A 26,730-nucleotide genomic window follows, 5' to 3' on the forward strand; every position below is an offset into this window, starting at 1 on the left:
CTTGAAGCCGAAATCGGGCGGTGTGGGGCGGCGGAAATCGGCAATGCCAGTGTCGCTGTACCCTATGTGAGCGCAATCGCCGCGGCGGTCGCGATCGCGCGCGCTATCGCGATCTGCTCGGGCCAGCCGTGTAGCCCTGGCGAGGTTCAGAAGGTGTCGGCGAGCGAAAGGCGGGCGCCGGCGGCTTCCTGCCCCATTGAGGCGCCAGGCGTCGGGCATGCCGGTCGGTCGCAGGGGCCGCACATCGCGACATCGCCAGCGCCATAAGCTGCAAGGTCAGCCTGGCGCCCTGCAGATCGCCCGCCCCGAGCACATGACCCTCGCCGAAGCATTTGAACATCACGCTCCCCGGCAGCCAATTGCCACTCCCGCGCGGCCGGTTCAAACATCCTGCCGGGGGGGGGGCGATTATCCACCCATCGGAAGCAACGAATTTTGCAGCCAAAGGCTCAACATTGGGTTGCGTTGTGGGTCGTGGCTGTTATCGAGTATTTTAGCGATTGCGCGGTGAAAAACACGATTGCAAATCAACCTCTTGGGCGTCCATGAGATCTCCTCTTCTGGCACCATTTCCTCTCCCGGCCTAAGGCCGGGAGCGTTGGCAAACCCTCATGAAATCGTGACTTTTGGCGCTTGGCTGGGCCAAGGCATAAGGTCTTGTCTTCGCATTTCCAAGCGCCCTGTGCGCAGGGACCGCCGGTCAGCGTAGAGGTCAGCCGTGTTCGATTTTGGCCGGGGGCAGCGAGACTTCGTGCTCGATCGCGGTGGAATGCGCCATGACGACGCGATTGCGGCCCTGATGCTTGGCGGCATAGAGCGCGGTGTCGGCGGCGCGGTAGAGCGTGGCGAATGTGTCGCCCGGGCTGGCCATGACCATGCCGATGCTGACCGTAACCGACACCCCGCCCAGACCATGGTCGCACGCTGCCAACGCCTGGCGCACGCTCTCGGCGAAGCTGTGCGCGGCAAAGCGACCCATTCCGGCGGCCAGAATCGCGAATTCCTCACCACCCAGTCGGCCGATCACTTGCACCGGGGAATCCCAGCGCTGTAACCGCCGCGCAACGGCGATCAGCACGTCATCGCCCGCATCATGGCCATAGCTGTCGTTGATCGATTTGAAACGGTCGATGTCGAGCAGCATCAGCGCGACGGTGTTGCCATCATCGTCCACGCCTCCCCCGGTGTTCGCGGTCAGCAACGGCCCGATTCGTTCGATAAAGCCGCGCCGGTTGCTCAGCCCGGTCAGCGGGTCGCGCCGCGCCTGTTCCTGCGCGATCGCCTCGGCCGCGACCGCCTGATCGCGCTCCTGCCGCAGCAGGGTAAAGCGCCGGGTCGCTGCAAGCGAGAGCCACACCGTCTGCCAGGCCGCCGACAGCAGCACGAGCATTTGCGGTCCGCCGCCCCACAGGACATCGCCCAGATCGAAAAAGCCCGACAGGCTCATCACCAGCAAAGGCACGAGCCAAGCCCCGGCAAACGCGCGCGCTGCCGCGCTGCCGCGCCGCCAGGCCACACCGAGCGAGGCGATGATCACCACGACCATGGCCATGACCAGCACGCCTTCGATATTCGCGACAAGCTCGATCGCGCCGCTGCGCATGAGCCCCAGCGGCACGCCGAGCGCACCGATAACCAGCGCCAGCCCCAGCCCGAGACGCCGCAGCCAGCGTGGCGTCTCGCCCGGCTCGATCGCGCTGATCAGGCTCAGCGCAGTCAGCATCAGCATCGCGCATGCCAGAATGGTGCCGACTTGCGAGGACAGCGTGCCCGCCATGCCCGGCGCGACGAACAGATGAAGCTGGGACCAGATCGCGCCCCATAGCGCCATCGTCGCCGACCAGAGCCCCTGCAGCAGCGGGAACGTCCGCCGCACCGCCAGCCCAAGCATGAAATTGTAGACCGCGCCGATCACCAGCAGCATCAGCGCCGCACCGATCAGACTGGCCAGCGCGATCGTCTGCAGATCGGAAACCTCTGACCGTACCAGCCGGATTCGGAGCACTTCCGCGCTGGCCAACCGGTCAAAGCGCATGATCACCCCGGTCAGGCGGGCGTCGCGCAACGGCGCCTGAAAGCCGATCTGCCCGCCCAATCGCCAATGTCCGGCAAAATTTCCGCTATGCACGTCCTGCCAGGCGATCACCCCGTCGGCATAGCGAAAGCCGACCAGCAAGCGATCGAATCGCGAGGAATGGACCATCAGCACCGGGGCCCGCCCGCCGCCCGACACCGCCCGCACGCCACCGAGCAACCACAGGCTGCCCTGCTGATAGCCTTCGGGGCTTCCTCCGCAGAAGAATCCGCCCGGCAAATCGTGATCGCGCGCCGACATGGGCAGCGCGGTCGAAGCATGACACAACCTGGCAAGCGGCAACCAGTCTCCGGCCGCCCCGTCATCAGCCTGTGCCCCGGCAAACAGCGCGGGCACAATCAACAAAAGGCAGGCGATCATGACGCGCAATGCCTTGCCCGCCCGCATCGCCATCTGCGGCCAACTTGTCCGAAAGGGAAGATCTCTGCCGGTCATGAACCCCTGTCTGCCACAAATCCGTCTGCAAAAGCTTAAAGAGTCAAGCATGTTACGCGAATTGTGGAAAGTCCTGACGACGCGATGAGGCATGGCCTGGCGCGGGCTTGTTCAAGTCCGTCACGCGAATATCTTGAACCAGCCGCTCAGGCCTCGGCAAAAGGATCGCTTGTCTCGTCCGTTGCAACACGTCCCAGCCGGACAATACGAAAACGCCACCAGCACAGACCGGCGATCAGCCAAACGCCCCCAAGCACCAGCGCGGCATGATTCATCCCCGACAGGATCGCAGCCACCACGCCGATTCCCAACACGGGCGAGACGACATGAAACAGGACATTGCGCCGCCCGCTCTTCGCAAAACGGACCATCACGCAGACATGGATCAAGGCAAAGCCGAACAAGGCGCCGAAATTGACGAAGGCGGCCAATTGATCCATCGCATCGCGCAGCCATAGCGCCACCGCCAGCGATACCGCCGTCGATGCCAGCATCGCGACATGCGGCGTGTTGTGACGCGGATGGAGCCGGGCGAGCGCGCCGGGCAATTGCCGGTCGCGCCCCATGGCATAGAGCACGCGCGCCACGCCGACCTGCATCGGCAGCGCATTGCTGAGCCCGACCAGAATCGCATAAGCCCAGGCGAGCCCGATCCCGGCCCAGACACCGCCCAATTGCCCGGCCAGTTCATAGGCGGCGGCATCGAGGCTGACGAAATGCGCCCCCTGCATCGCGTTGCCGAGAATCCACGCGGTCAGCACGAACAGCGTCGTCGCAAAGCCCAGCACCAGCAGAATCGCCCGCCCGAGCGTGCGTCCGCTGCGGTCGGCGGTATCTTCGGCCAGAGTCGAGACCGCATCGAACCCGAGAAACGACATGACGCAGATCGACGTACCCGCCAGCACCGCCGACAGGGCAAAAGGCGTCCTGTAAAACGGCGCGGGCCCCAGCCCCGCCGCGCCATGGGCGTGCCACAGGACATGGGCGGCAAGCCCCATCAGCGCGACCATCACCAGGATCTGCGCGATGACCGCGCCCGATGACACCCGCGTGGTCGAGCGCATGCCGAACCAGTTGACCATCGTCGTAAAGACCGCCAGCAAAACGATCCAGACCGCGCGGTCGATGCCGGGCATGAGCTGCCCCAGCGCCACCGCCATGACGACATAGACGAAAGCCGGGATCAAAAGATAATCGAGCAGGATCATCCACCCCGCCATAAACCCGACAAACGGCCCCAGCACGACCCGGGCAAAGCCATAGACCGACCCGGCGCTATGCACCTCGCGCACCATCGCGGCATAGCTGAACGCGGTAAACGCCATGCACAGCCCACCGAGCAGGTAGGCCAGCGCGATCATCCCGTGCGACGCGCTCCACACCAGTCCGAGCGTCGACAGCGGCGCGATCGGCGCGATGTAGGCAAGCCCATAAGCCACAAGATCGGACAGCCGCAGTTGACGGCGAAAGCGTTCCTCGATCCCGGATACCCCTCCTGATCCAGGCCCGCTCACCCGGCAAAGCCGGTCAGAACCGCCGCGACATTGACGCCGATGTCGGCGACGGCATAGCCGCCCTCCATCACGAACAGCGTCGGCCGACCGAGACCGGCAATGCGTCGGCCGATCGCGGTAAAATCGGGGCCAAACAGCTTGAAATGGCTGATCGGGTCTTCGGCGAACGTATCGACGCCGAGCGAAACCACCACGCTGTCGGGGCCAAACGCGGCAATATCGGCAATCGCGGCATCGAGCGCGGCCAGATATTGCGCGCCGGTCGTGCCCCAGGGCAGCGGGAAATTGCGATTGGCGCCAAGCCCTTCGCCGGCGCCGCGTTCGTCCGCATGGCCGAGGAAAAACGGGTATTCCTGCTGCGGGTCGCCATGGAGCGAGGCAAAGAACACATCGCCCCGGTCATAGAAGATGCTCTGCGTCCCGTTGCCATGGTGATAATCGACATCGAGCACCGCCACGCGCGCGGCGCCATGATCGCGCAGATATTGCGCGGCGATCGCGGCATTGTTGAGATAGCAGAAACCGCCCATCGCACGGGCCCCGGCATGGTGCCCCGGCGGGCGGCACAGGGCAAACGCGCTGTCCGCGCCCTCGACCAGATGCCGCGCGCCGGTCAGCGCGACATCGGCGCTCGATCGCACCGCCGTCCAGGTGCCGGCGGTAATCGGCACGGCCGCATCGATCGAATAGAACCCGAGCTTGCCGTCGATATGCGCAGGCGGCACATCGCGGCGCAGCCCTGCGGCGGGCCAGACATAAGGCAGCGCATCGCCGGTCTCGCCCAGCGCCGCCCATTCGGCCCATGCGGCTTCGAGGAAGGCAACATAATCGTCGGCATGAACGCGGGTCAGCGCGGCGCGGTCGAACCGGTCCGGCGCCACCACATCCCCCAATCCGCACGCACGCACCCGATCAAGCACCTGATCGGCGCGCGCGGGCATTTCGAAACAGGGCACCAACTGTCCGCGATAAAGCTCCGCCGCGCCATGATGCAGCCGATGGTCATCGCTATAGATCGTCCGCATCGCCCGTCCCGCCAGATCGTGATCACAGATTGTACGCGATCCTGCCTGCAGGCCCGCGGCAATTCAAGCGTCACGTCAAAAAGGGCGTGATTCAGCGATAGCGGCCAAGTGCCTCTGCGCCGACGCCCTGCATCTGGCGCACGCGACACGTAAGCCGCCCGCCAAGCAGCGTCAGCTCGTTGAACGAAGGCGGAGTGGTGCGCAGCCGTTGCGACAGCGTACCCGCGCCGATCATCCGCACGGGGCCCGCCGGCGTCTCGCGCACGAGGTCAAAGGCATCATGAACATGCCCGGAAAGCACCGCCAAGACCCCGCGCCGCGCCAGTTCGGTCAGTGCAAGCGTACCGCCGCGCGTCAAGGCACGCCCGCGCGTGCCGACTTCGACGAGGGGATGATGGCACGTGACCAGCACCGGCGTGTCAAAGGGAATGGCATCAAGCGCGGCCATCGCGCGGCCCAGTGCCGCAGCGCCGGCGATGCCCCTCGACCAGTTCAGCCGCCATTGCGCCGCCGCCGTCGTCGGCAGCCGCACGATCGCCAGACCATCGAGCCGCAGCGGTCGTTCGATGGTCGATTCGAGCGCGCGGAACCGGCGATAGGGATCGATGAGGCGTTCGAGCGGGTTGAAATAGGGCAGATCGTGGTTGCCCGGATCGATCTGCACCGGCACCCCGAGCGCGGCGATCCAGCGCGCCGCCGCGGCAAATTCGCGCGGCCGCGCGCGCATCGTGAAATCGCCGGTAATGATCACGCCGTCCGGCGCCTCATCACGCACCGCCTGCGCCACCCAATCGAGCGCGCGACGATCTTCAAGCCCGAAATGCAGGTCGCTGATATGGAACAGGCGGATCATCACCGCCTTTTCGCCGCCCCGCGGGGAAGGTCAAGCGCCATGCGACGATCGCAACACATGCCGTTCGCCGATCCCCGGCAACGGTTGGTCCGCCCATCGGCACGCCGACCACGCCGGTCGAGCCCATGATGAAACGGCATCCGCGCCCGCCTACACGATGATCGAGCGGCAACGGCGGCACCCCTCCCCCCGGATACCTGGGATGCCCACGACCGCGACCGGCGGGGTGCGTTGGAGGCGTGCCCCGCCGGTTCCCCCTGTCTGGCAACAATCCCAACCCCCCGAAGGAATTCCGCGATGATGCATCGTTCTGCATGGCACCCGGTCATGCTTGCCGGATTGGCGCTGATTCCCGCGCTGACCCTTTCCGCAGCCCCCGCGCTGGCGCAAGGCGCTGACGAAGAGGCCGATGTGCCCCGCCTGGCGGTCGGTTATGGCGATCTCGACTTGTCCACGGCAAAGGGCCGCGCCCGGCTGGATCTCCGGCTGAAACGCGCCGCCGCAGATGTCTGTAGTCGCAATGACAGTGATCGCCTGCTGCTGGACCACCAGGCCGTGCGGCATTGCACCGAAACGGCGCTGAGCCACGCGCGCACCGTCATGGCGGCCCGGCTCAATACCCGAATGGTCGACAATCGCTAAAATCCGGGCGCTAAAATCCGGGCGCCAAAATCTAAACGCCAAAATCTAAACGCCAAAATCTAAACGGCGGCCCGCAGCGGCGTTTCAACCTGATCCTCGGCAAGATCGGAGCGTTCGCGCCAGATCAGTTCGCCGGGCCGGACGATCCGGTCATCGTGCGCACGAATGGTGATCTGCGAAATCGGCAACCCGTCGCGCGCATCGCACAGCACCGGATTGCACGGCACGCCCAGCGCCCATTTTTCGCCCCACTGGCGCAAGGCGAGCATCGCGGGAAGCAGATCATGCCCCTTTGATGTCAGGCAATATTCGATGCGCCGCCGATCCTCGGAGCAATGGTCCCGCTTCAAGATGCCCGCTTCGACCAGCCGCGCGAGGCGGTTGGACAAGATGTTGCGGGCAATGCCGAGTTGCTCGAGGAATTCCTCGAAATGGCACACGCCATTGAATGCCGCGCGCAAGATCATGAACGACCAGCGTTCGCCCATGACTTCGAGCGCAAGCGGCAACCCGCAACTGGCGGTACAGGACAAGGGTTCGCGCAATTTATCCATACAGGTGCGCATAGACCAGATCTGTCACGATTATAAGGTCTGCCATCGCAACCTTTTTGCAACAATGTGACGCGCCGGTATCAGTTGCAATCAGCAACTGGCCTTGATAGGTTCGCGTTTGAAACCGATTCTTTTTCCCCACGTCCTTCCGGTCCCCTTCTCTCCAGCGGTCGGCCCCAGCCTTTCCACCCTTGCGGGCAAACCCTGGCACCTCGCGCCCCGGATGATCCCCGAATGAACCGGGGCTCATCCGGGGCCCTTTTCGTTGGGGCTGGGCGCGCCTATGGCCTCGCCATGGTGCCCCTCTTCCGCTTCGCCCTGCCTGTCATCGCCGGCCTTGCGCTCGGCGCCGCGACGCAACCCGCCCACCTTGCCGGCACCGCCCCGGATCTGATCCGGCTGACCGAGCGCCATCGCCACGACTTGCGCTGCGCGGCGGCCTTTGCCGTCGTCGCCGCCGGGCAGGCGCGCGGCGATGCGGCCGCGCTGGCGCTGCCCCCGCTCGGCATTCGCGGTCGATCCTATCTCGGTCTGGTCGGCGAACGCGTCGCGGCCGAAACCGGGCTGTCGGGCGAGACGGTCCGCGATTTGCTTGCCGACGCGGCGCAGCGCCTGGGGCCTCAGGGCGCGCCGATTGCCGCCGGGCAATGCCTTGGCGAACTCGATGCCGCAGTGCCGCCCCGCCCCGCGCCCGACGCGGTCGACTGCCTGGCCATTCTCGGCACGTATGCCGAAGCGATCGACGCGCGCGAGCCCGGCTCTGCGCTGGCTGCGACTTTGCACAGCGAAGCCGCGGCCCTGATGCCCCCGACGCATGACCCGGCCACGGATCGCGCGATCGACCGCGCAAGGGCCCGCGTGCGCGAAGCCCTGACCGGCGGCCCGGCCAGCGTCGATGCCGATGATTACGCCGCATGCCGCCGCCTGGCGCATCACGGTTGAACCAGACGCCTGGCCACCCCAGATATGCCCCGCGCCAAGGAGATCCCGACCATGCCGGACAAGCTTACCCTGACCGACGCCGAATGGCGCGAACGCCTGACCCCCGAACAGTACCAGATCCTGCGCCAGGCGGGGACGGAGCGCGCCTTTACCGGCAAATACGATCGCAACAAGGCGCCGGGTGAATACTTTTGCGCAGGCTGTGGCGCGCCGCTGTTCTCCTCCGAAGCGAAGTTCGACAGCGGTTGCGGCTGGCCCAGCTTTACCGCGCCCGCAGAGCCCGAAGCGCTGGAAGAACTGCGCGACGCCTCGCACGGCATGATTCGCACCGAAGTGCGCTGCGCCCGCTGCGACGGGCATCTGGGCCATGTCTTTCCCGATGGCCCCGCACCGACCGGGCTGCGATATTGCATGAACAGCGCCGCGCTGGACTTCGAACCAAAGGATTGACGGGGTTTTCCCACGTATTTCCTGCCGCACGCATGGCGCACGGTGTTAACGCTACGTTCCACTTCGCTTATGCATGGGGCACATTCATGCAAAGCTCGGCGCGCAAAGCTTGGCGCCGACGTCTGAGGGAACCATAAAACTCCGATGGCCACACGGGACAATCCCCGCCGCCGCAATTCCGGCGGCCCGGAACCACGCCAGGGCTCTTTCCTTGGCCGACTGTTCAAGGGCCTGCTGATCTGGAGCTTTGCGCTGCTGCTGCTCGCGGGGCTCGGCCTGACGGCGGCGGTCATGGTCACCGCTCGCTCGCTGCCCAGCTATGAGCGGCTGAAATCGAGCCAGGCCGGGCAGATGATCGTCGTGCGCGCCGCCGACGGCTCCGAAATCGTCACGCTCGGGCCCAGCTATGGCAAATGGATCCCGATCGGCCGCATGCCCAAATCGATGCAGGATGCGATGATCTCGGTCGAAGATCGCCGTTTCCGCGATCATTGGGGCGTCGATCCGATCGGTATCGCGCGCTCGGTCTGGGTCCGCGCGGAAAAGGGGCGCTGGCGCCAGGGCGGTTCGACGATCACCCAGCAATTGGCGCGCAACACGTTCCTCAATTCCAACCGCACATTTGACCGCAAGATCCGCGAAGCCATTCTCGCGCTCGCGCTCGAAACGAAGTTCAGCAAGGACCAGATCCTCGAGCTCTATCTCAACAAGGTCTATTTCGGCGGCGGCGCCTATGGCGTCGATTCCGCCGCGCGCAAATTCTTCGGCCATTCGGGCGAACAGTTGAGCCTGGGCGAAGCCTCGATCATCGCCGGGCTGGTCAAGGCGCCGTCGCACTATTCGCCCACCGCCGATGCCAAGGCGGCGGTCGAGCGCGCGCAAGTCGTGCTCCAGACCATGCAGGAAGCCGGCGCCATCACCCCCGCCGAGGCGCAGAATGCCGACCTCAAGGACGTGAAACTGGCTCAGGAAGCCGGGCAGAATTCCGCGCGCTATTTCACCGACTGGGTCTTGCCGCAGCTCGATCTGGTCCTGCCCGACAACGATCAGCCGATCGAGGTATGGACCACGCTCGACCCCGCCGCGCAACGCGCCGCGACCGAAGCGATCCAGGCCAATGCCCCCAAGGACGCGCAAGGCGCGCTGGTCAGCGTCGATCGCGACGGCGCCGTGCTCGCCATGGTCGGCGGCACCGACTACGTGACCTCGAATTACAACCGCGCCACCAATGCCGTGCGCCAGCCCGGCTCGGCGTGGAAACTGTTCGTCTATCTCGCCGCGCTCGAAGCCGGTTACAAACCCGATGACAAGGTCGTCGACGAACCGGTGACCATCGGCGGCTGGAGCCCGCGCAATTCCGGCGGCAAATATGCCGGTCAGATCGACGTGCGCACGGCCTTTGCCTATTCGAAAAACACCGTCGCCGCGCAGCTCGGCAACGAAGTCGGCTTTGGCGCGGTCGCCAACATGGCCCGCCGCTTTGGCATCACCACCCCGATCAACACCATGCCCTCGATGGTGCTGGGCACGAGCGATGTGCGCATGATCGACATGGTCCGCGCCTTTGCCGAAGTCTCCGCCAAGGGCGCCTCGCTCACCCCTTACGGCATCCGCAAGGTCACCACGACCGAAGGCGAAGTGCTCTATAGCCACCGCCCCGATCAGCCCCAGCAGCTCGTCCCCGATTACGTCGCCGCGGGCATCACCGACCTGCTTCAGACCGCCGTCTCGATCGGCACCGGCCGCGCCGCGCAGATCGGTCGCCCCGTCGCGGGCAAGACCGGCACCACCACCTCGAACAAGGATGGCTGGTTCCTCGGCTTTTCCAGCGGGGTGACCACCGGGGTATGGATGGGCCGCGACGACGCCAAACCCGTCCCCGGCCTGCAAGGCGGCACCGCGCCGGCGCGCGCCTTTGCCGCCTATATGCGCGTCGCCACGGCGAAGCGCCCGCCCGAAAAGTTCCAGACCGACCTGAAACTGCCGCAGTATCAGCTCGAACCCGACGACGAGGCCCTGCAAAACAACCCCGACGCCTATTTCTACGTCGACCCCAACGGCAACATCGCCAACCACGCGCCCACCGCCCCCGACGACGGCCAGCCCGCGCAGCGCACCCGCGACGACACCGTCCCCGTCGGCGACGACCAGGGCCGCGCCGCCAACGACGACCTGCTGGACCAGGCCACCGGCCGCCCCGCCCGCCGCGCCACACCCGGCACCACACCGCGCGCCGCAGCAACGGGCCGCCCCCGGACGAACTGAACTTCGGGCCCGCCATGCCGGATCAACTCCGGCATGGCGGGCCGGAAATTCGTCTTGGCGTCAGCGCACAACGGAAAAAGGGGCGGCGCCGGGATTTCGGCGCCGCCCTTTTTTTGCGTTGGTGGGTCGATCAGCGGATGCGGATCGGGAAGTAGAAGGCGGGCTGGCCCCGGCGCTGGATGCGCAAGAGGACGGCTTCGCGGTTTTCCGCCTTGGCCTGTTTCACGATCGCGTCGAGCTCGGCGCGGTTGGTGACGGGCTTGTAGTTGGCCGACAGGATGATGTCGCCGCGTTGCAGGCCTTTGGCGGCGGCATCGCTCGATTCGTCGACTTCGGTGATGACGACGCCGTGGACGTCTTCGCTGGTGCCGAGTTGGCGGGCGATTTGCGGGGTGACCGGGATCACCGCCACGCCGAGCGCCTGCTGGATCGAGGGGCCCGCGTGTTGCTTGCCCGTGCTGCCGGGGCCGAAGTCTTCATCATCCTTTTGCTCGGGATCGAAGCTTTGCTTGGCGAGGTCTTCTTCGCTCGGGCGCTTGCCGACAATGGCGTTCAGCGTCAGATGCTGGCCATTGCGGATGATGTCGATCGGGACATGCTTGCCCGGCACGGTGTTGGCGACGATGAAGGACAGCGACTGTTCGGGAGTCACCGCCTTGCCGTCGACGCTGATCACCACGTCACCCGCTTGCAGCCCGGCCTTGGCCGCGCCCTGGCCGGGTTCGACCGACTGGATGAATTCGCCGCGCCGTTTGGCGAGGCCGAGCGAGGCGGCAAGGTCATCCGACAAGGGCTGAATGCGCACGCCGAGATAGCCACGTTCGATCGCGACGCCCTTGATCAGCTTTTCGACGATCGGCGCAGCGGTTTCGGCGGGAATGGCAAAGCCGATGCCGACGCTGCCGCCGGTCGGCGAAAAGATCGCATTGTTGATGCCGATGACATTGCCGCGCATGTCGAACATCGGGCCGCCCGAATTGCCCCGGTTGATCGAGGCATCGGTCTGGAGATAGCGGTCATAGGCAGAGCCGGTGCCGGTGTTGCGATAAACCGCCGAGATGATCCCCTGCGTCACCGTACCGCCCAGGCCAAACGGATTGCCGATGGCGATGACCCAGTCGCCGACGCGCGCCTTGCGCGAATCGCCGAATGTCACGAACGGAAAGGGCTTGGTGCCGACGATCTTGAGCACCGCGAGGTCGGAAGCGGCGTCCTTGCCGACCAGCTTGGCCGGGTAATCGGTGCCGTCGGTCATCGTCACGGTGATCGATTCGACTTCGCCCTGGCCATCGGCGGTGATCACGTGATTGTTGGTGACGATATAGCCGTCCGCCGAAATGACGAAGCCCGAGCCGAGCGATTGGGCTTCGCGCGTCTGCGCGCCGCCGCCCTGACCGCCTTGCCCACCTTGTCCGCCCTGTCCGCCGAACAGTTCGCCAAAGGGCGTGCCGGCAAAGGGATTGGCGTTTTGAACCTTGACCCGCTGGCGCGTGGAAATGTTGACCACCGCGGGCTGCAATTGTTGCGTGAGATCGGCAAAGCTGGCCGGGGCGCCGACACGCGGCACGACCGCAGCGATCTGCGCACTGTCATTCTGCGCGACCTGGGCGCCGGCCGGAAAGCCGGTCACAAGCGTCAATGCGCTGCCGGCGAGGAGCAGCGCCGAAGTAACTCCATAAGCGTATCGCACGTGGCCTAGTCCTCTTTTTTCATCCCGAAGAGCCGGATGCACTCGAATCCGGATCTTGCAGACATCATAAAATCCATTGCCCTGCATGAACGGCATTTGAATGCCGCATGACAGCGCTATTTCCCCCGAAATTGTCGCAGATAGGCATTGTCGGGCGACAGCACGATCGAGGTGCGGCTGCCCTTTTGCGCGAACGTTGCGTCATAGCTCTGCATGGCGCGATAAAAATCATAGAATTGCGGATCTTTGCCGAAACTGGCAGCATAGATTTCACCGGCGCGGGCTTCGGCATCGGCGCGGATCATCTGCGCGTTGCGATGGCCCTCGGCGGCGACGTCTGCGGCACTGGCCTCGGCGCCCGCGCTCATCCGGGCATAAGCGGCATCGAGCGGCGCCCCGTCGGGCAGGGCAAGACGCGACAGGCCCAGATCGGCGACGCGCGCGCCATAGCCGGACAGTTCGCGATCGAACGCGGCGCGCAAGGCGCCAAGCCCTTCGCCTTCGCCCCGTTCCAGCGCGAGGGCGCCCGCCAGTGTCGTGTGCCCCACGTGCTGGCGCAGGACAGAGGCGAGGATCGCGCGCAATTCGTCACCGGCATGGTCGGGCGCGCCCAGCGCCTGATAAAAACGCACCGGATCGGTCACCCGCCATGTGGCATAGGCGTCGATCGTCAGCGCCTGCCCGTCGCCGGTCTCCGCTTTGGCATTGTCGAGCGAAACGGTCATCAACCGGCGATCGAGCCAGACGACACGCTCGACCAGCGGCAGACGAAAGGCCAAACCCGCTTCATCGGGGCCCGCCTGATCCGTGCCTGGCCGCCAGCCGTTGATCACGCGTACCGGCTGGCCAAGCCGCAGCACCAGCGCCGCGCGATCGCTCGGCACCGGGGTCACCATCGTCAGCGCGAGGCCCGCGAGCGCCGCCACACCGAACAAGGGGGCGCCGGGCAAGGGGGCAAACCAGCGATGATCGGCGCGCTCAATGGCCATTGCCGCCCCCTGCATCGTGCCCCGTGGACGGCTCGCCAGCCGCCCGCAAAGGCAAAGTCGTGGTCGTGCCGGGCGCATCGACGATGACTTTGTCGCTTTGGGCGAGCACCCGTTCCATCGTCGCGTAATACATCTGGCGGCGAGTCACATCGGGCGCGCGGGCATATTGCGCATAGACTTTGTCAAAGGCGCCCGCTTCGCCCTGGGCATGAACGATCACCTGACGCGACCAGCTGCGCGCCTGTGTCGCCTCGGTCGCGGCATCGTTGCGCGCTGCGGCAATCGCGCGCAACGCATCGGCGACGCGCGGCGGCGGATCGACGCGGCGAAGGTCGATGCCGTCCACGGCGATGCCCGCCCGATCGCGGTCGAGCAAAGCCTGCAAACGCCGCGCCGCTTCGTGCCCCAGCGCATCGCGCCCAGCCCCCATCACCTCGGCAAAATCCATCCCGGCCACAGTCGCCCGCATCGCGTTTTCGGCAGCAAGGCGCATGGTGGCGGCGGGATCGGCCAGCCCCCGGGCATGGGCACGCAAATCGCGGATGCGCCAGCGCACGTCGCAGGCCAGATCGACCAGCGCCGCATCGCGAGTCAGGATCAGATGTTCGCCATCGCCTTCGGGCAGCGCAAGATGGCGGATCGTGGTCACATCCTCGATCCGTGCGGCGCCGATCGGCCAGGGCCAGCTGACCGCCAGGCCGGGGCCGAGCGCGGGGCCCCAGGCGCCATCGGTCGAGACGATCGCCTGTTCGCGCACCCCGACCGGATGGAGCGAAGTCGCCCCGACCCATAGCATGACCAGCGCCCCGGTCAGCCACGGCGTCCAGTTCGATCCAAGCGGGGGACGGATGTGCGGCCAATGGGCCTTGGCGAAATGGCGTTGCAACCCGCCGGAAACGAATGCGGGAATCAGCGCCGCGGCAAGACCGGGCCGCGCCGCCGCGCCGCGCCGGGGGCCGCGCGGTGCGCCGCGACGGGGCCGCGAATGGTGCCAGGGATTCTTGGTGGGGGGCGATGCGGGGGGCAATGGCGCATCGCCTTTTCCGGCGGCGCCCGCAGCAGCAGGCGTTTCCCTGCCTCCCTCGCCCGCGCCCGCCTCGGCCGCAGCAGGCGGTTCGGCCTCGCGCAGAGCAGGCGCAAGGCCGGGCTCGCGCCCGTCCCGCCGGCTGTCGTCATGGGCCATGCCGAAGCCCTTGCTGTCCGGGCCATCGGTGGCCTTGTCCGTGTCAAGACCGTTCATGGCAGGGGTTATAGGGTGCCCGCCCCAGAAAAACAGGTCTCGTTCCCATTTTTCCTTTGCTAGGGGCCCATTCTTCCTTTGCTAAGGAAGTGCCCCGAGGGGGCGACACGAAACAGGGAACCGGACGGATACGATGACGGATGCAGCAACGCTGGAACAGGCCCTGCGCGAAGTGGCAAATGCCCGCGTGCAGGCCGTGCGTCTGGGCGACGGCGGCGCGGCGAGCGTGGTGGTCGATGCCGAAGGGCTTGACGATGCCGCGCGCGCGACGCTGGAAGGCGATCTGAACGCGGCGGCAGCGCGGGTCGGCATTGCCCCCTTGCGCGTGGCGATGACCGCGTCGCGGCGGCGGCGGCGGATCATTGCCGTCGGATCGGGCAAAGGCGGGGTCGGCAAATCGACGCTCGCGGCCAATCTTGCCATTGCGCTGCATCGGCTGGGACGGCCGACCGGGCTTGTCGATGCGGACATCTACGGCCCGTCGCAGGCGCGGCTGTTCGATACCGAAGACAAGCGGCCCGAGGCCAAAGCCAACAAGCTGATCCCGGTGGCCAGCCGGTTTGGCGTGCCGATGCTGTCGATGGGCCATCTCGTCCGCCCCGGTCAGCCGATCGCCTGGCGCGGGCCCATGGTCAGCAATGCGCTGGGCCAGCTGATCGATGCCGAATGGGGCGCGGTCGAGACGATCGTGGTCGATCTGCCCCCCGGCACCGGCGATGTGCAGCTGACCATGTTGCAGAAATACAAGCCCGCAGGCGCAGTGATCGTGTCCACGCCGCAAGACCTTGCGCTGATCGATGCGACGCGCGCGATCGCCTTGTTCGAACAGGGCACCGTGCCGCTGATCGGGATGGTCGAAAACATGGCCGGCTATCTCTGCCCGCATTGCGGCGAACCGAGCGATCCGTTTGGCAATGGCGGGGCCGAAGCGGCGGCAAAGGCGATGAACCTGCCTTTCCTCGGGCGCATCCCGCTGGCGCTCGGCATTCGCGAAGGCAGCGACGCAGGCCAGCCACCGGCCGCCGGCGAAGGACCGCTGGCCGAAGCCTATCGGACGATCGCGCGCCGCATCGCCGATTGGCTCGACCGGAACCCCTGAACCCGATGGCGCCCCGTCTTCCCCACTTTACCCGCCGCGCCGTGCTGGTCGGTGCGGGGACGGCGGGCGCGCTGGTGGTCGGTCTCGCGCTGGTGCCGCGCCATTATCGCACGCCGCTCGTCGCCGGGGAGGGCGAGCATGTCATCGACGGCCTGATCCGCCTGTCGCGCGACGGCAGCATCAGCGTCGCGGTGCCCGCGCTCGAAATGGGCCAGGGCGTAACCACGCTCGCGGCGCAGATCGTCGCGGTCGAACTGGGCGCGGACTGGCGCCGCGTCGGAGTCGAACCGGCGCCGCTCAGCCCGCTCTATGCCGATCGGGTGATTGCCGCCGAATGGGCCACGATGTGGTTGCCGCGCGCCGTGGCCGGGGCGCCGTTTGTCGGCAAGGCGCTGACGGACGCGCTGGCCGGGGGCCCCGGCGATGCCTGGGCGCGCTATGAGGCGGATCGCGTGCCCGTGCTGTTGACGGCGTGCGGCACGACGCTCGCCGCGTTCGAACCGCGCCTGCGGCTGGCCGCCGCCGCCTTGCGCAGCGCGCTGATCGCCGCCGCCGCGCGCGAGGCCGGGATGGATGTCGCCGCCTGCGACACGCGCGATCATCATGTCGTGTGCGGCAAGCAGCACTGGCCCTTTGCGCCATTGATCGATGCGGCGCTGGCCGGACCGCCGCCTTCCGCGCCCGTCTTGCGCGCTGCCCCTGCGCGCGAAAACGCCGACGCCGCGCCGGGGCCGCTCGCCGCACCCGATTTCCCCCGGCTCGACTTGCCCGCCAAAGTCGACGGCAGCATGGTGTTTGCCGCCGACTTGCGCCTGCCCGACATGGTTCACGCCGCCATCGCGCATGGGCCGCAAGGGCATTGCCGACTGGCCGGGCACGACGAAGCGGCGGCACGCGGGATTCCCGACGTCATCGCGGTCATCGCCACCGAGCGCTGGCTGGCGGCGGTTGCGCGCACCTGGCACGCCGCCGATCGTGCGCTGACGGCCATGGAGCCGCGTTTTCGCATCGATCCGGGCGAAGGCGGCCGCGTCGTTGATTCGATCGTCGGCGAAGCCGCGCTCGACGCGGCGCTGACCCACGCGTCGCCGAACCGCATCGCCGCCGAGGGCGATCCCGACCCGCTGCTGATCCATCCAGCGCTGACCGCGCGCTATGACATCGAGCCCGCACTTCACGCCCCGCTCGAACCCGCCAGCGCCACCGCGCGAATCGTGCACGGGCGGCTCGAACTGTGGATCGCCAGTCAGGCGCCCGAAGCCGCAGCACAGGCCGCAGCGCGCGGCGCCGGTCTGCCGCGTCAGGCGGTCACGGTCTATCCCTTGCCCGCAGGCGGCAGCTTCGATGCGCGGCTCGATACGCGGATTGCCGAGGAAGTGGCGATCCTTGCGCGCAAGCTGGGTCGTCCGGTGCAATTGACCTGGTCGCGCTGGCAGGAAACGCTCGCCGGCTATCCCCGCGCCCCGCTCGCAGCGCGCCTGAGCGCCGCGTTCGACCCGGCGAAGCAACATCTGATCGGCTGGCGCACGCGGATCGCGACGCCCGCAAGCATGATCGAGGCCGGGGCGCGGCTGTTTGGCGGCAGCGATACGCGCGCGGCGCAGGACAAGGCGGCAGGCTGCGCCGATCCGCTCGCCGTCGCCGGCGCAATGCCCGTCTACGCCATTCCCGAACGCGCGGTCGACCATCTGCCGACCGCGATCAGCCTGCCCGTCGGGCGCATGCGGGGCGGGGCGCACGGGCTCACCGCCTTCATCACCGAAAGCTTCATCGATGAATGCGCGCACTATGCCGGTGCCGAGCCGCTGTCGTTTCGCGTCGCCATGCTGGGCGCCGAGCCGCGCCTCGTCGCCTGCCTCGAAGGGGCGGCGCATCTGGCCATGTGGGGCGGTGGGGGCGGCGGATCGGGCCAGGGCCTCGCCTGCCACCGCATGACGCTCGCCGCGCCCGAAGGCATGCGCGCGGGCTATATCGCGGTGATCGCGACCGCGCGCGCCGAATCGGGCGCGATCCGCGTCGAGAGCCTGTCGGCATTTTGCGACATCGGGCGGATCGTCAACCGCGACATCGCGCGCCAACAGATCGAAGGCGGCCTGATGTTCGGCCTCGCCCACGCTCTGGGCGGCAGCACGCGCTGGAACGCGGGGCTGCCCCAGGCCGGGCGGCTGGCCGCGCTGAACCTGCCCTTGCCGGCCGATTGCCCCAAAGTCGAGGTTGCCTTTGCGACAAGCGAGGCCGAACCGTTCGATCCCGGCGAGCTGGGCATGGCGGCAGTCGCACCGGCCATCGCCAATGCGCTGTTTTCGGCAAGCGGGACGCGGTTTCGCCGCCTGCCCCTGCTGTCGACGCCATCTCTTCCCGAAAGCATCTGATGCCCCAATCGACTCATTCGACCCGCGCTCTTCCGGATCCCAGGCCTCTTCCGGATCCCAGGCCTCTTCCGGATCATTGGCCCCCAAATCATTGGCCCGCCGATCACCCCCCCATCGCCACCGGTCGCGTCGGCGTGCTGCTGGTCAATCTGGGCACCCCCGATGCACCCGAGCCGGGCGCGGTACGGCGCTATCTGAAACAGTTCCTGTCCGACCGCCGCGTGGTCGAAATCCCCGCGCTGATCTGGCAGCCGATTCTGCGCGGCATCATCCTCAACACGCGGCCCAAAAAGTCGGCGCACGCCTATGCCCTGGTGTGGAGCGCCGACGGATCGCCGCTCGCCGCGATTACCAAGGCTCTGGCGCGCGCGGTGCAGGCCGAACTGGGCGATGCCGCGATCGTTCGCCATGCCATGCGCTATGGCCAACCGACGATTGCCGCAGAGCTCGACGCGCTGATTGCACAAGGGTGCGAACGCGTGCTCGTCATGCCGCTCTATCCGCACTTTTCGGCGGCAACGACGGCCAGCGTGCTCGACGATCTCGCCCGCTGGATCTTGCGCACGCGGCGCTTGCCCGCGCTGCGCACGGTGCCGCCCTGGCATGGCGATCCCGGCTATATCGCCGCGCTCCACAGCGACTTGTCCCGCCAGATCGCCGCGCTCGACTTCACGCCGGACCTGCTGCTGCTCAGCTATCACGGCATGCCCGAGCGCACTTTGCACCTGGGCGATCCCTATCACTGCCATTGCCGCAAGACGTCGCGCCTGCTCGGGCAGGCCTTTGCGCAAAGCCACCCGGGGCTCAGGCTCGAAACGACGTTCCAATCGCGCTTTGGCCGGGCCAAATGGCTCGAACCGGCAACCGATGCGACGCTGATTGCCGAGGCGCGCGCCGGTACGCGGCGAATCGCGGTCGCGGCGCCCGGATTTTCCGCCGATTGCCTTGAAACGCTCGAAGAGCTGGCGATTCGTGGGCGCGACGAATTTCTGGCCGCCGGGGGCACCGACTTTGCCGCACTCGCCTGCCTCAATGCCGGCGATGCCGGTGTCGCACTGACGACGGCGCTGGTCCGGCGCGAACTGGCCGGCTGGATCTGAGCGCGCCCGGCCGGATCTGAGCCCACAGGGTCAAATACACAATCGGCCATGGCTGGAAATGCGGCGAATCTGTTGACCTGGGCCCCGGCTGCCGGTATGGGCCCCGCTTTCCCGCGGGCTTGCCCGCCTGTTTCGACACGCCGGTTGACTTGGCCCATGGCCAGAGCAACAGGACCGCGCCGGGACATGAATTCGGATCAACCAGGCAGTCTCCCGAGATTTTTCGACGAGATTGCCCGGACCGCGCCAAGCGGGCCGCCACAGGACGAGAAGCAAAGACAGACATGGCCAACACGCCGCAAGCCCGCAAGCGCATCCGCCGCAACGAAGCCCGCGCCCAGATCAACGGCGCGCGTCTTTCGCGCATCCGCACTTTCGTCAAGAAAGTCGAATCCGCTCTCGAAGGTGGCGACAAGACCGCCGCTGCCGAAGCGCTCCGCGCGGCACAGCCCGAACTGGCGCGCGGCGTGGCCCGTGGCGTGCTCCACAAGAACACCGTGGCACGCAAAGTGTCGCGGCTGTCGAAGCGCGTCGCCGCGCTCTGATTCGTCCCGCACCGACATACCCGAGGGGGTCTTCCCTCGGGGATTCGGCTTAGGACAATTCCGCATTTCGCCCGACAAGAGGCTGGCGTGTTTCACGCCGGCCTTTTTTGTCGCAGCGTCGATGACAGACCGATGACAGTCCGGTGCCATCGAAATGGCTGATTTGCCGCGATTCGCCACCCTCTTGAAATTTTATCATTTATTTTCATATATTTAGAAAATTTCCACGCTGTCATCGGAGTCAAGGCGAATTATTTCAATTTCTTTTCGCCCCATGACTTGCGAATCCCCGCCACTCGCCAATAGACAGTAGGCACGGGTCGCGACGCGGTGGACTGGTATGGCCAGTTTCGACATGCGGGGATCACACGACATTGACCATCGGACGGTCGATCGGGCTTCCTGCCCGGTCGGACTCCATCAAACAGCCGGTCGGGCATGGTCTCGGCTGGATGAGGATCATTTGCTTTCGCGGCAGGGGGGCCAATCAAGGGGCCTGTTGCGGCGCATTCGACATGCGGGACCAGACACACGTGAAGATCGACGATTACATGAATGGCGGTCCTTCCGGGCGAGGCCAGCCACGCGGGGCAAGCGGCCCGGCACACGCAACCGGATCAGCGCATGAGACCCGCGCCGCTTCTGCAACCCCGTCGTCCGCCGCCCGCAAGGAGCGCGACGCCGCCAGCATCGAAGACGGCGATGCCGTCGATCTGGCCGCCGATTGGGCCGACATCAGCCAGGGGCTGAAAAAGGATCTCGGGCCGCAGTTGCACAGCCAGTGGATCAAGCCGATCCAGGTCGGCAGCTTCTGCAAGGAAACCGGCACGCTCGACTTGTTCCTGCCGACCGAATTTTCCGCAAACTGGGTCGCCGACCGTTTTGCCGACCGCCTGTCGCTCGCATGGAAAATCGCGCGATCCGAAGTGCGCCAGGTGCGCATCAGCGTCCATCCGCGCCGCCGCGCCATGCCCGACCTGCGGCTTCCCGGCAGCAGCATGACGGGCAGCACGGGCACCAACGCGATGGCGGGCAGTTCGCAGACCGGACTCGTGCGCTCCGCTCCCCCGGCCCATCCGGGCGAAGCGCTGTCCGGCGCGCAAAGCGGGCTCGACCCCTCGCTGACTTTCGCCGAATTCGTCAGCGGCGCGGGCAATGTCCTGGCCGTCAATGCCGCCCAGCGCATGGCCGCCATCGAAACCCCGCAGTTTTCGCCGCTCTATCTCAAGGCCTCGACCGGGCAGGGCAAGACCCACCTGCTGCACGCCATCGGCCATGCCTATGCCGCCGCACGCCCCGGCGCGCGGATCTTCTACTGCTCGGCCGAGCGCTTCATGATCGAATTCGTCCAGGCCATGCGCAGCCACGAAATGATCGAATTCAAGGCCCGCCTGCGCGGCTTTGACCTGCTGCTGGTCGACGACATCCAGTTCATCATCGGCAAATCGAGCACGCAGGAGGAATTCCTCCACACCATCGACGCCCTGCTCGGCGCAGGCAAGCGTCTGGTCGTGGCCGCCGATCGCGCCCCGCAAGCTCTCGACGGCGTCGAACAACGCCTCCTGTCGCGCCTCTCGATGGGCCTCGTCGCCGACATCCAGCCCGCCGACATCGATCTGCGCCGCAAGATCCTCGAACATCGCCTCGCCCGGTTTACCTCGGCCCAGGTTCCCGCCGACGTGATCGAATTCCTCGCCCGCACGATCAACCGCAATGTCCGCGAACTCGTCGGCGGCCTCAACAAGCTGATCGCCTATGCCCAGCTCACCGGCCAGCCGGTCAGCCTGCAACTCGCCGAAGAACAGCTGACCGACATCCTCTCGGCCAATCGTCGCCGCATCACGATCGACGAAATCCAGCGCGCCGTGTGCCAGTTCTATCGCGTCGACCGCACCGAAATGGCCTCCAAACGCCGCGCTCGCGCCGTCGTCCGTCCGCGCCAGGTCGCCATGTACCTCGCCAAAGTGCTCACCCCCCGCTCCTACCCCGAAATCGGCCGCAAATTCGGCGGCCGCGACCATTCGACCGTCATCCACGCCGTCCGCCTGATCGAAGAACTGCGCACCCGCGACGCGGAAATGGACGGCGATGTGCGGACGTTGTTGCGCCAGTTGGAAGACTGAGGTTCAGCCTCCGGCGGGCGTTCCCATGCCTCCGGCGGGCGTTCCCATGCCTCCGGCGGGCGTTCCCATGCCTCCGGCGGGCGTTCCCATGCCTCCGGCGGGCAAGGGCCATCGCCCTTGCATCCCGGAAATGTCCGGATCAGCGTGCCCCGGCCCGGTAACATCCCGCCGCCCGCGTCGGGAGACCTTCCTGCCGCTTCGCGGCGAGACGCGGGCGCAGCGGCGGCGCGCAAAGCAAGACGGTAAAGGGATGCAAGGGCAATGGCCCTTGCCCGCCGGAGGTCCGCCGGAGGCAAAAAACGCTGCCCCCCTCGCAAACCCGCATTTTCCGTCTATTGCTCCCCCATGACTCCCGACCGTCTCGACCGCTTCGCCCGTCACATTGTCCTGCCCGAAGTGGGCGGTGCCGGGCAGGTGCGACTGGCCGGGGCGCATGTCGTGTTGGTCGGCATGGGCGGGATCGGCAATCCGGCGCTGCAATATCTGGCGGGGGCCGGGATCGGCGCTTTGACGCTGATCGACGATGATGTGATCGAGGCATCGAATCTGCAGCGCCAGACGCTGTTTATGCCTGCCGACATGGGCCGAGCGAAAGCGCACGTCGCGGCGGAGTGGGCGGCGCGGTTTGATCCGGTATTGAAAGTTGTGCCGCAGGTCGTGCGAATCGGGGCGGACAACGCCAATGGCTTGCTGACCGGGGCTGATGTGGTGTTGGACGGCAGCGACAATTTTGCCACGCGGCTGGCGGTGGCCGACGCGTGTGTGCGGCTGGGTGTGCCGTTGACGAGCGCGGCGCTGGGGCGGTTTCAAGGGCAGGTTGCCAATTTCGCGGGGCATTTGCCCGATGAGGCCTGTTATCGCTGTTTTGTGGGCGATGCATTCGATGCGACCGATTGCGATACCTGCGCGGATCTGGGCGTTTTGGGCGCGATGGTCGGCATGGTCGGTGCGTTTGCGGCGATGCAAGCCTTGCGCGTTGTTCTGGCGGGCGCCTCGACGCTGGGCGATCCGCAATGGGGGCGGTTGCAGTTGATCGACGGCCTCGCCCCGTCGATGCGTGCCTTGCGCATTGCCAAAGACCCTGCCTGCCGGACGTGCGGGGGGCTAAGCCAGTAACTCATCGACCCAGGCGGTGACCACTTCGCTGGCCGGGCCGAGCCGCGTTTCGTGGAACCAGGCGGAGCCTTGCGAGCGTTCGAGATTGAGTTCGAGCGTGTGCAGGCCCCGGTCGCGGGCCAGCCGGACGAAGCCGGCGGCGGGATAGACCGCGCCGGAGGTGCCGATCGACACGAACAGGTCTGCCTGGGACAGCGCGGTATGAATGTCGTCCATGCGATAGGGCACTTCGCCAAACCAGACGATGTCGGGGCGCAGGGCTGCGCTGCCGCAAGCCGGGCATGGCGGCCGGTCGATCAGCGGCCCGGTCCAGCCGATGCGCGTATCGCAGGCGGTGCACCAGGCCTTGAGGTGTTCGCCATGCATGTGGATCACATTTTGCGACCCGCCGCGCTCGTGCAAGTCGTCGACGTTTTGTGTGACGACGATCACGCGCGCGCCAGGTACAAGGCCCGGTAAAGCCTGTTCGAGCCGCGCCAGCGCATGGTGCGCGGCATTGGGCTGCCTGGTCTGGATCGACGCCCGGCGCATGTCGTAGAACCGCTGCACGAGGTCGGGATCGCGGGCAAAAGCCTCGGGCGTGGCGACATCCTCGACGCGGTGCTGTTCCCACAGGCCGCCCCGTCCATCTTTGCCCCCGCGAAAGGTATCGATGCCGCTTTCGGCGGAAATCCCCGCGCCGGTCAGGATGACGATGCTTGGTGGTTTGGCCATGGGTCGCATCATGGCGCGGCGAGGCGCGGCTGGCCAGAGGGTGAAGCATTGCGCAAAGGGGAAATGATGGCACACTGAGGGGCATGATCAGCGCTCTTCTCCTCGCCGCCGCGCTCGCCGTTCAGCCCGACCCCGATCCCGACGAGGCGGCGTTTCGCGAGACCTATCGCACGCTGGTGGAAACCGACACCACGCTGGCGCACGGCGATTGCACGCTGGCGGCCGCGCGCATGGCCGATGCCTTGCGCGCGGCGGGCTTTGCCGAAGACCGGCTGATCTCTTATGCCGCGCCCGACCATCCGCGCGAGGGCGGGCTGGTGGCGGTCTGGCCGGGCCGTTCGGGCAAGCTCAAGCCGCTGTTGCTCGTCGCGCATATCGACGTGGTCGAGGCCAAGCGCGAAGACTGGCCGCGCGATCCTTTCGCGCTGAGCGAGCAAGGCGGCTATTTCCATGCACGCGGCGCCTTTGACGACAAGGCGCAAGCGGCGATCTACGTCGATGCGATGGCGCATCTCGCGCGCAGCCACGCCCGGCCCAAACGCACGGTAAAGCTCGCGCTGACTTGCGGCGAAGAAACCAACGGCGCATTCAACGGCGCGCAATGGCTGGCCGTCAACAAGCGCGAGCTGATCGACGCGGCCTTTGCGCTCAACGAAGGCGGCGGCGGGCGCACCGACGGCAAACCGCTGATGGCCGGGGGCAAAGTCATCGCCCAGACCATTCAGGTCGGCGAAAAGACCTTTGCCAATTTCCGCCTCGAAACGCGCAATCGCGGCGGGCACAGCTCTGCCCCGCGCCCCGACAACGCGATCTATCAGCTCGCCCACGCGCTCGACCGGATCGAGGGCTATAGCTTCCCGGTCGAATTCACGCCCACCACGCGCGCCTATTTTCAGGCGGTGGGCACAGCGCGCGGCGGTGCCGTGGGCAAGGCAATGATCACGCTTGCCGCCGATCCGACCGACAAGACGGCGCTGTGGCAGGTCGATACCGACGCGTTTCTCCATTCGAATATCCGCACGACGTGCGTTGCGACGATGCTCGATGCGGGCCACGCGCCCAACGCCCTGCCGCAACGCGCGCGCGCCACGGTCAATTGCCGCATCTTTCCCGGCCACAGCGTCGATGCCATCGGCCACGAACTGGAACGCGTGATCGGCGATCCCGAAGTCGGCGTGACCGCGCTGCCGCCCTTGCGCCCGACGCCGCCGCCGCCGCCGCTCGATCCGGCGGTGCTCGATCCGGCGCGGCGGCTGGTGGCGAAATACTGGCCGGGCGTCGCGCTCGTCCCGGCGATGGCCAATGGCTATACCGATGCCACGTTCCTGACCGCCGCGGGCATCCCGACGTATGGCGTGCCCGGCCTGTGGGGCGATCCCGACGGCAACGGCGTCCACGGGCTTGATGAACGCATCGAAGTGCGCTCTCTTCTGACCGGACGGCGCTTTCTCAACGACTTGATCCGCGCTTACGCCTTTTGAACGGGGAATACAGATCCATGATCGCACGCATTCTGGCCGGCACCGCGCTTGCCGCTGTCGCTTCGCAAACCGCACTCGCGGCCGAAGATCCGGGCGAAGCCGCCTTCCGCGCGACATACAAGGAGCTGGTCGAGACAAACACCACGCTCTCGTCGGGCAGCTGCACGCTCGCCGCGCAACGCATGGGCGCGCATCTCAAGGCTGCGGGCTTTGCCGACGATCAGATCGTCTATTACGCCACCCCCGAACACCCGAAGGAAGGCGGCCTCGTCGCGATCCTGCCGGGCACTTCGGCCAAGGCGAAACCCATCCTCCTGCTGGCACACCTCGATGTCGTCGAAGCCAAACGCGCCGACTGGACTCGCGATCCGTTTACGCTGATCGAGGAAGGCGGCTATTTCTGGGCGCGCGGCACGCTCGATGACAAGGCCATGGCTTCGGTCTGGGTCGATACCATGGCGCGGCTCAAGGCGGGCAAAGTCAAACTCAAACGCACGCTCAAGCTCGCGCTGACCTGCGGCGAGGAAACCAGCGGCGCGTTCAACGGTGCGCAATGGCTTGCCGCCAACAAGCGCGATCTGATCGACGCCGAATTCGCGCTCAACGAAGGCGGCGGCGGGCGCACCGACGGCAAGGCGCTGGCCGAAGGCGGCCATATCGTCGCCATGTCGGTCCAGGTCGGCGAAAAGGCGGCGATGGATTACCGCGTCGAAACGCGCAATCCCGGCGGCCACAGCTCGATCCCGGTCAAGGACAACGCGATTTACGAGCTGTCCGACGCGCTGTTGCGGCTGCGCGATTACGACTTCCCCGCCGAACTCAATGACACCACCCGCGCCTTTTTCGGCAAGGCCGGTGCGGTCTACGGCGGCACCGTGGGCCAGGCGATGCAGACCGTCGCCACCGCCAAACCCGACAGCGACGGCTTCAAACAGGCCGTCGCCCTGCTCGATCATGACCGCAGCTTTCATTCGACGCTGCGCACCACGTGCGTTGCCACCATGCTCAGCGGCGGCCATGCCACCAATGCCCTGCCCCAGCGCGCAGGGGCGATCGTCAATTGCCGCATTTTCCCCGGCCACAGCTTCGAGGAAGTCCGCGCGGATCTGAGCAAGGTCTTTGCCGATCCGGGCGTCACCGTCACCACCACCGAGCCCGATCACCCGATCGCCAAGGCCCCGCCGATGGACCCGCAAGTGATCCGCCCGATCGAGATGCTGACGGCCCGATACTTCCCCGGCGTCCCGCTCGTCCCCACGATGTCCACCGGCGCCACCGACGGCATCTACCTCGAAGCCAAGGGCATTCCGACTTACGGCGTCCCCGGCATCTGGGCCAACCCCGACCTCAACGGCATCCACGGGCTGAACGAACACCTCGAAGTCGCCTCGCTGCTCAAAGGCCGCGCGTTCCTCTACGATCTGGTGCAAGCTTACGCGAAATGAGGCAAAGCGATTGGAAGAGAAGAAAATTATTCGAGGGCCAG

21 protein-coding genes are annotated in these 26,730 nt (G+C 66.6%); 12 read left to right on the forward strand and 9 right to left on the reverse strand.

Features of this window, described 5'->3' with window-relative positions:
• Positions 1-712: 712 nt before the first annotated feature.
• From AQZ50_RS16915 to AQZ50_RS16930, 4 genes are all read right to left on the reverse strand, one after another.
• Positions 713-2,455 carry a GGDEF domain-containing protein gene (locus AQZ50_RS16915; RefSeq protein WP_082703751.1) on the reverse strand — a complete coding sequence of 581 codons (1,743 nt, stop codon included), beginning with the start codon at positions 2,453-2,455 and terminating at the stop codon, positions 713-715.
• A 221-nt stretch (positions 2,456-2,676) separates the two neighbouring features.
• The gene (locus AQZ50_RS16920; protein WP_231730369.1) at positions 2,677-4,044 is read right to left on the reverse strand and encodes an APC family permease; all 1,368 of its coding nucleotides are present in this window, start codon (positions 4,042-4,044) and stop codon (positions 2,677-2,679) included.
• On the reverse strand, positions 4,041-5,069 hold the full coding sequence (locus AQZ50_RS16925) for a histone deacetylase family protein (RefSeq protein WP_067748049.1): 1,029 nt from the start codon (positions 5,067-5,069) through the stop codon (positions 4,041-4,043). Before AQZ50_RS16925 ends, AQZ50_RS16920 begins: the two co-directional genes overlap by 4 nt.
• A 91-nt stretch (positions 5,070-5,160) precedes the next feature.
• The gene (locus AQZ50_RS16930) at positions 5,161-5,922 is read right to left on the reverse strand and encodes a metallophosphoesterase family protein (RefSeq protein WP_067748051.1); all 762 of its coding nucleotides are present in this window, start codon (positions 5,920-5,922) and stop codon (positions 5,161-5,163) included.
• Between the two features lie 297 nt (positions 5,923-6,219).
• Here AQZ50_RS16930 and AQZ50_RS16935 point away from each other — a divergent pair, with 297 nt between their 5' ends.
• Entirely contained in the window at positions 6,220-6,564 is a 345-nt protein-coding gene (locus tag AQZ50_RS16935; protein ID WP_067748053.1) for a UrcA family protein, read from the forward strand.
• Positions 6,565-6,623: 59 nt separating this feature from the next.
• On the opposite strand, the gene AQZ50_RS16940 is transcribed toward AQZ50_RS16935, so the two are convergent.
• Positions 6,624-7,118 (reverse strand): winged helix-turn-helix transcriptional regulator, encoded by a 495-nt coding sequence (locus tag AQZ50_RS16940; protein WP_197412537.1) that lies wholly within the window; start codon positions 7,116-7,118, stop codon positions 6,624-6,626.
• Between the two features lie 294 nt (positions 7,119-7,412).
• Between AQZ50_RS16940 and AQZ50_RS16945 the strand changes: the two genes are divergently transcribed.
• The 3 genes from AQZ50_RS16945 (at position 7,413) to AQZ50_RS16955 (ending at position 10,775) form a co-directional block, all read left to right on the forward strand.
• Entirely contained in the window at positions 7,413-8,060 is a 648-nt protein-coding gene (locus AQZ50_RS16945) for a hypothetical protein (protein WP_067748057.1), read from the forward strand.
• A gap of 51 nt (positions 8,061-8,111) precedes the next feature.
• Positions 8,112-8,510, forward strand: coding sequence for a peptide-methionine (R)-S-oxide reductase MsrB (msrB, locus tag AQZ50_RS16950; RefSeq protein ID WP_067748169.1), 399 nt, complete (start codon positions 8,112-8,114; stop codon positions 8,508-8,510).
• A 144-nt stretch (positions 8,511-8,654) separates the two neighbouring features.
• The gene (locus AQZ50_RS16955; protein ID WP_067748059.1) at positions 8,655-10,775 is read left to right on the forward strand and encodes a transglycosylase domain-containing protein; all 2,121 of its coding nucleotides are present in this window, start codon (positions 8,655-8,657) and stop codon (positions 10,773-10,775) included.
• A gap of 130 nt (positions 10,776-10,905) precedes the next feature.
• Here AQZ50_RS16955 and AQZ50_RS16960 read toward each other — a convergent pair whose 3' ends face one another.
• The 3 genes from AQZ50_RS16960 to hflK form a co-directional block, all read right to left on the reverse strand.
• On the reverse strand, positions 10,906-12,465 hold the full coding sequence (locus AQZ50_RS16960; protein ID WP_231730370.1) for a Do family serine endopeptidase: 1,560 nt from the start codon (positions 12,463-12,465) through the stop codon (positions 10,906-10,908).
• A 116-nt stretch (positions 12,466-12,581) separates the two neighbouring features.
• The gene (gene hflC / locus AQZ50_RS16965) at positions 12,582-13,454 is read right to left on the reverse strand and encodes a protease modulator HflC (protein WP_067748172.1); all 873 of its coding nucleotides are present in this window, start codon (positions 13,452-13,454) and stop codon (positions 12,582-12,584) included.
• Complete coding sequence (gene hflK / locus AQZ50_RS21040) at positions 13,444-14,694, reverse strand: protease modulator HflK (RefSeq protein WP_067748061.1); 1,251 nt, start codon at positions 14,692-14,694, stop codon at positions 13,444-13,446. The genes hflC and hflK overlap by 11 nt, the downstream gene beginning before the upstream one ends.
• Before the next feature lie 133 nt (positions 14,695-14,827).
• On the opposite strand from hflK, the gene AQZ50_RS16975 reads away from it, so the two are divergent.
• The 6 genes from AQZ50_RS16975 (at position 14,828) to AQZ50_RS17000 (ending at position 23,049) form a co-directional block, all read left to right on the forward strand.
• The gene (locus AQZ50_RS16975; RefSeq protein WP_067748063.1) at positions 14,828-15,793 is read left to right on the forward strand and encodes an Mrp/NBP35 family ATP-binding protein; all 966 of its coding nucleotides are present in this window, start codon (positions 14,828-14,830) and stop codon (positions 15,791-15,793) included.
• A gap of 5 nt (positions 15,794-15,798) precedes the next feature.
• A complete protein-coding gene (locus AQZ50_RS16980) occupies positions 15,799-18,165 on the forward strand; it encodes a molybdopterin cofactor-binding domain-containing protein (RefSeq protein WP_067748066.1) in 2,367 nt (788 codons plus the stop codon).
• A 134-nt stretch (positions 18,166-18,299) separates the two neighbouring features.
• On the forward strand, positions 18,300-19,265 hold the full coding sequence (gene hemH / locus AQZ50_RS16985; RefSeq protein WP_231730371.1) for a ferrochelatase: 966 nt from the start codon (positions 18,300-18,302) through the stop codon (positions 19,263-19,265).
• Positions 19,266-19,549: 284 nt separating this feature from the next.
• A complete protein-coding gene (gene rpsT, locus AQZ50_RS16990) occupies positions 19,550-19,810 on the forward strand; it encodes a 30S ribosomal protein S20 (protein WP_067748068.1) in 261 nt (86 codons plus the stop codon).
• A 515-nt stretch (positions 19,811-20,325) separates the two neighbouring features.
• Positions 20,326-21,933: a chromosomal replication initiator protein DnaA gene (gene dnaA / locus AQZ50_RS16995; RefSeq protein ID WP_231730372.1), complete on the forward strand. Its 1,608-nt coding sequence runs from the start codon at positions 20,326-20,328 to the stop codon at positions 21,931-21,933.
• A 345-nt stretch (positions 21,934-22,278) separates the two neighbouring features.
• Positions 22,279-23,049, forward strand: coding sequence for a HesA/MoeB/ThiF family protein (locus AQZ50_RS17000; RefSeq protein WP_067748072.1), 771 nt, complete (start codon positions 22,279-22,281; stop codon positions 23,047-23,049).
• On the opposite strand, the gene AQZ50_RS17005 is transcribed toward AQZ50_RS17000, so the two are convergent.
• Positions 23,038-23,763 (reverse strand): NAD-dependent deacylase, encoded by a 726-nt coding sequence (locus AQZ50_RS17005; RefSeq protein ID WP_067748074.1) that lies wholly within the window; start codon positions 23,761-23,763, stop codon positions 23,038-23,040. The genes AQZ50_RS17000 and AQZ50_RS17005 overlap by 12 nt on opposite strands.
• An 83-nt stretch (positions 23,764-23,846) precedes the next feature.
• Here AQZ50_RS17005 and AQZ50_RS17010 point away from each other — a divergent pair, with 83 nt between their 5' ends.
• Both AQZ50_RS17010 and AQZ50_RS17015 read left to right on the forward strand, forming a co-directional pair.
• Positions 23,847-25,244, forward strand: coding sequence for a M20/M25/M40 family metallo-hydrolase (locus AQZ50_RS17010; protein WP_067748076.1), 1,398 nt, complete (start codon positions 23,847-23,849; stop codon positions 25,242-25,244).
• A 17-nt stretch (positions 25,245-25,261) separates the two neighbouring features.
• A complete protein-coding gene (locus tag AQZ50_RS17015; RefSeq protein ID WP_067748078.1) occupies positions 25,262-26,689 on the forward strand; it encodes a M20/M25/M40 family metallo-hydrolase in 1,428 nt (475 codons plus the stop codon).
• Positions 26,690-26,730: the final 41 nt, after the last annotated feature.

Source organism: Novosphingobium sp. Fuku2-ISO-50 (assembly GCF_001519055.1).
GTDB lineage: Bacteria > Pseudomonadota > Alphaproteobacteria > Sphingomonadales > Sphingomonadaceae > Novosphingobium.

Bases quoted from the DNA above. Each gene is read 5' to 3' on its own strand.
- AQZ50_RS17005 (WP_067748074.1), bottom strand. From the start codon at position 23,763: ATGGCCAAACCACCAAGCATCGTCATCCTGACCGGCGCGGGGATTTCC.
- AQZ50_RS17010 (WP_067748076.1), top strand. From the start codon at position 23,847: ATGATCAGCGCTCTTCTCCTCGCCGCCGCGCTCGCCGTTCAGCCCGAC.
- AQZ50_RS16930 (WP_067748051.1), bottom strand. From the start codon at position 5,922: ATGATCCGCCTGTTCCATATCAGCGACCTGCATTTCGGGCTTGAAGAT.
- AQZ50_RS16975 (WP_067748063.1), top strand. From the start codon at position 14,828: ATGACGGATGCAGCAACGCTGGAACAGGCCCTGCGCGAAGTGGCAAAT.
- hflK (WP_067748061.1), bottom strand. From the start codon at position 14,694: ATGAACGGTCTTGACACGGACAAGGCCACCGATGGCCCGGACAGCAAG.
- AQZ50_RS17015 (WP_067748078.1), top strand. From the start codon at position 25,262: ATGATCGCACGCATTCTGGCCGGCACCGCGCTTGCCGCTGTCGCTTCG.
- AQZ50_RS16980 (WP_067748066.1), top strand. From the start codon at position 15,799: ATGGCGCCCCGTCTTCCCCACTTTACCCGCCGCGCCGTGCTGGTCGGT.
- AQZ50_RS16955 (WP_067748059.1), top strand. From the start codon at position 8,655: ATGGCCACACGGGACAATCCCCGCCGCCGCAATTCCGGCGGCCCGGAA.
- dnaA (WP_231730372.1), top strand. From the start codon at position 20,326: ATGCGGGACCAGACACACGTGAAGATCGACGATTACATGAATGGCGGT.
- rpsT (WP_067748068.1), top strand. From the start codon at position 19,550: ATGGCCAACACGCCGCAAGCCCGCAAGCGCATCCGCCGCAACGAAGCC.
- hflC (WP_067748172.1), bottom strand. From the start codon at position 13,454: ATGGCCATTGAGCGCGCCGATCATCGCTGGTTTGCCCCCTTGCCCGGC.
- AQZ50_RS17000 (WP_067748072.1), top strand. From the start codon at position 22,279: ATGACTCCCGACCGTCTCGACCGCTTCGCCCGTCACATTGTCCTGCCC.
- AQZ50_RS16925 (WP_067748049.1), bottom strand. From the start codon at position 5,069: ATGCGGACGATCTATAGCGATGACCATCGGCTGCATCATGGCGCGGCG.
- msrB (WP_067748169.1), top strand. From the start codon at position 8,112: ATGCCGGACAAGCTTACCCTGACCGACGCCGAATGGCGCGAACGCCTG.
- AQZ50_RS16915 (WP_082703751.1), bottom strand. From the start codon at position 2,455: ATGATCGCCTGCCTTTTGTTGATTGTGCCCGCGCTGTTTGCCGGGGCA.
- AQZ50_RS16945 (WP_067748057.1), top strand. From the start codon at position 7,413: ATGGTGCCCCTCTTCCGCTTCGCCCTGCCTGTCATCGCCGGCCTTGCG.
- AQZ50_RS16935 (WP_067748053.1), top strand. From the start codon at position 6,220: ATGATGCATCGTTCTGCATGGCACCCGGTCATGCTTGCCGGATTGGCG.
- AQZ50_RS16940 (WP_197412537.1), bottom strand. From the start codon at position 7,118: ATGGATAAATTGCGCGAACCCTTGTCCTGTACCGCCAGTTGCGGGTTG.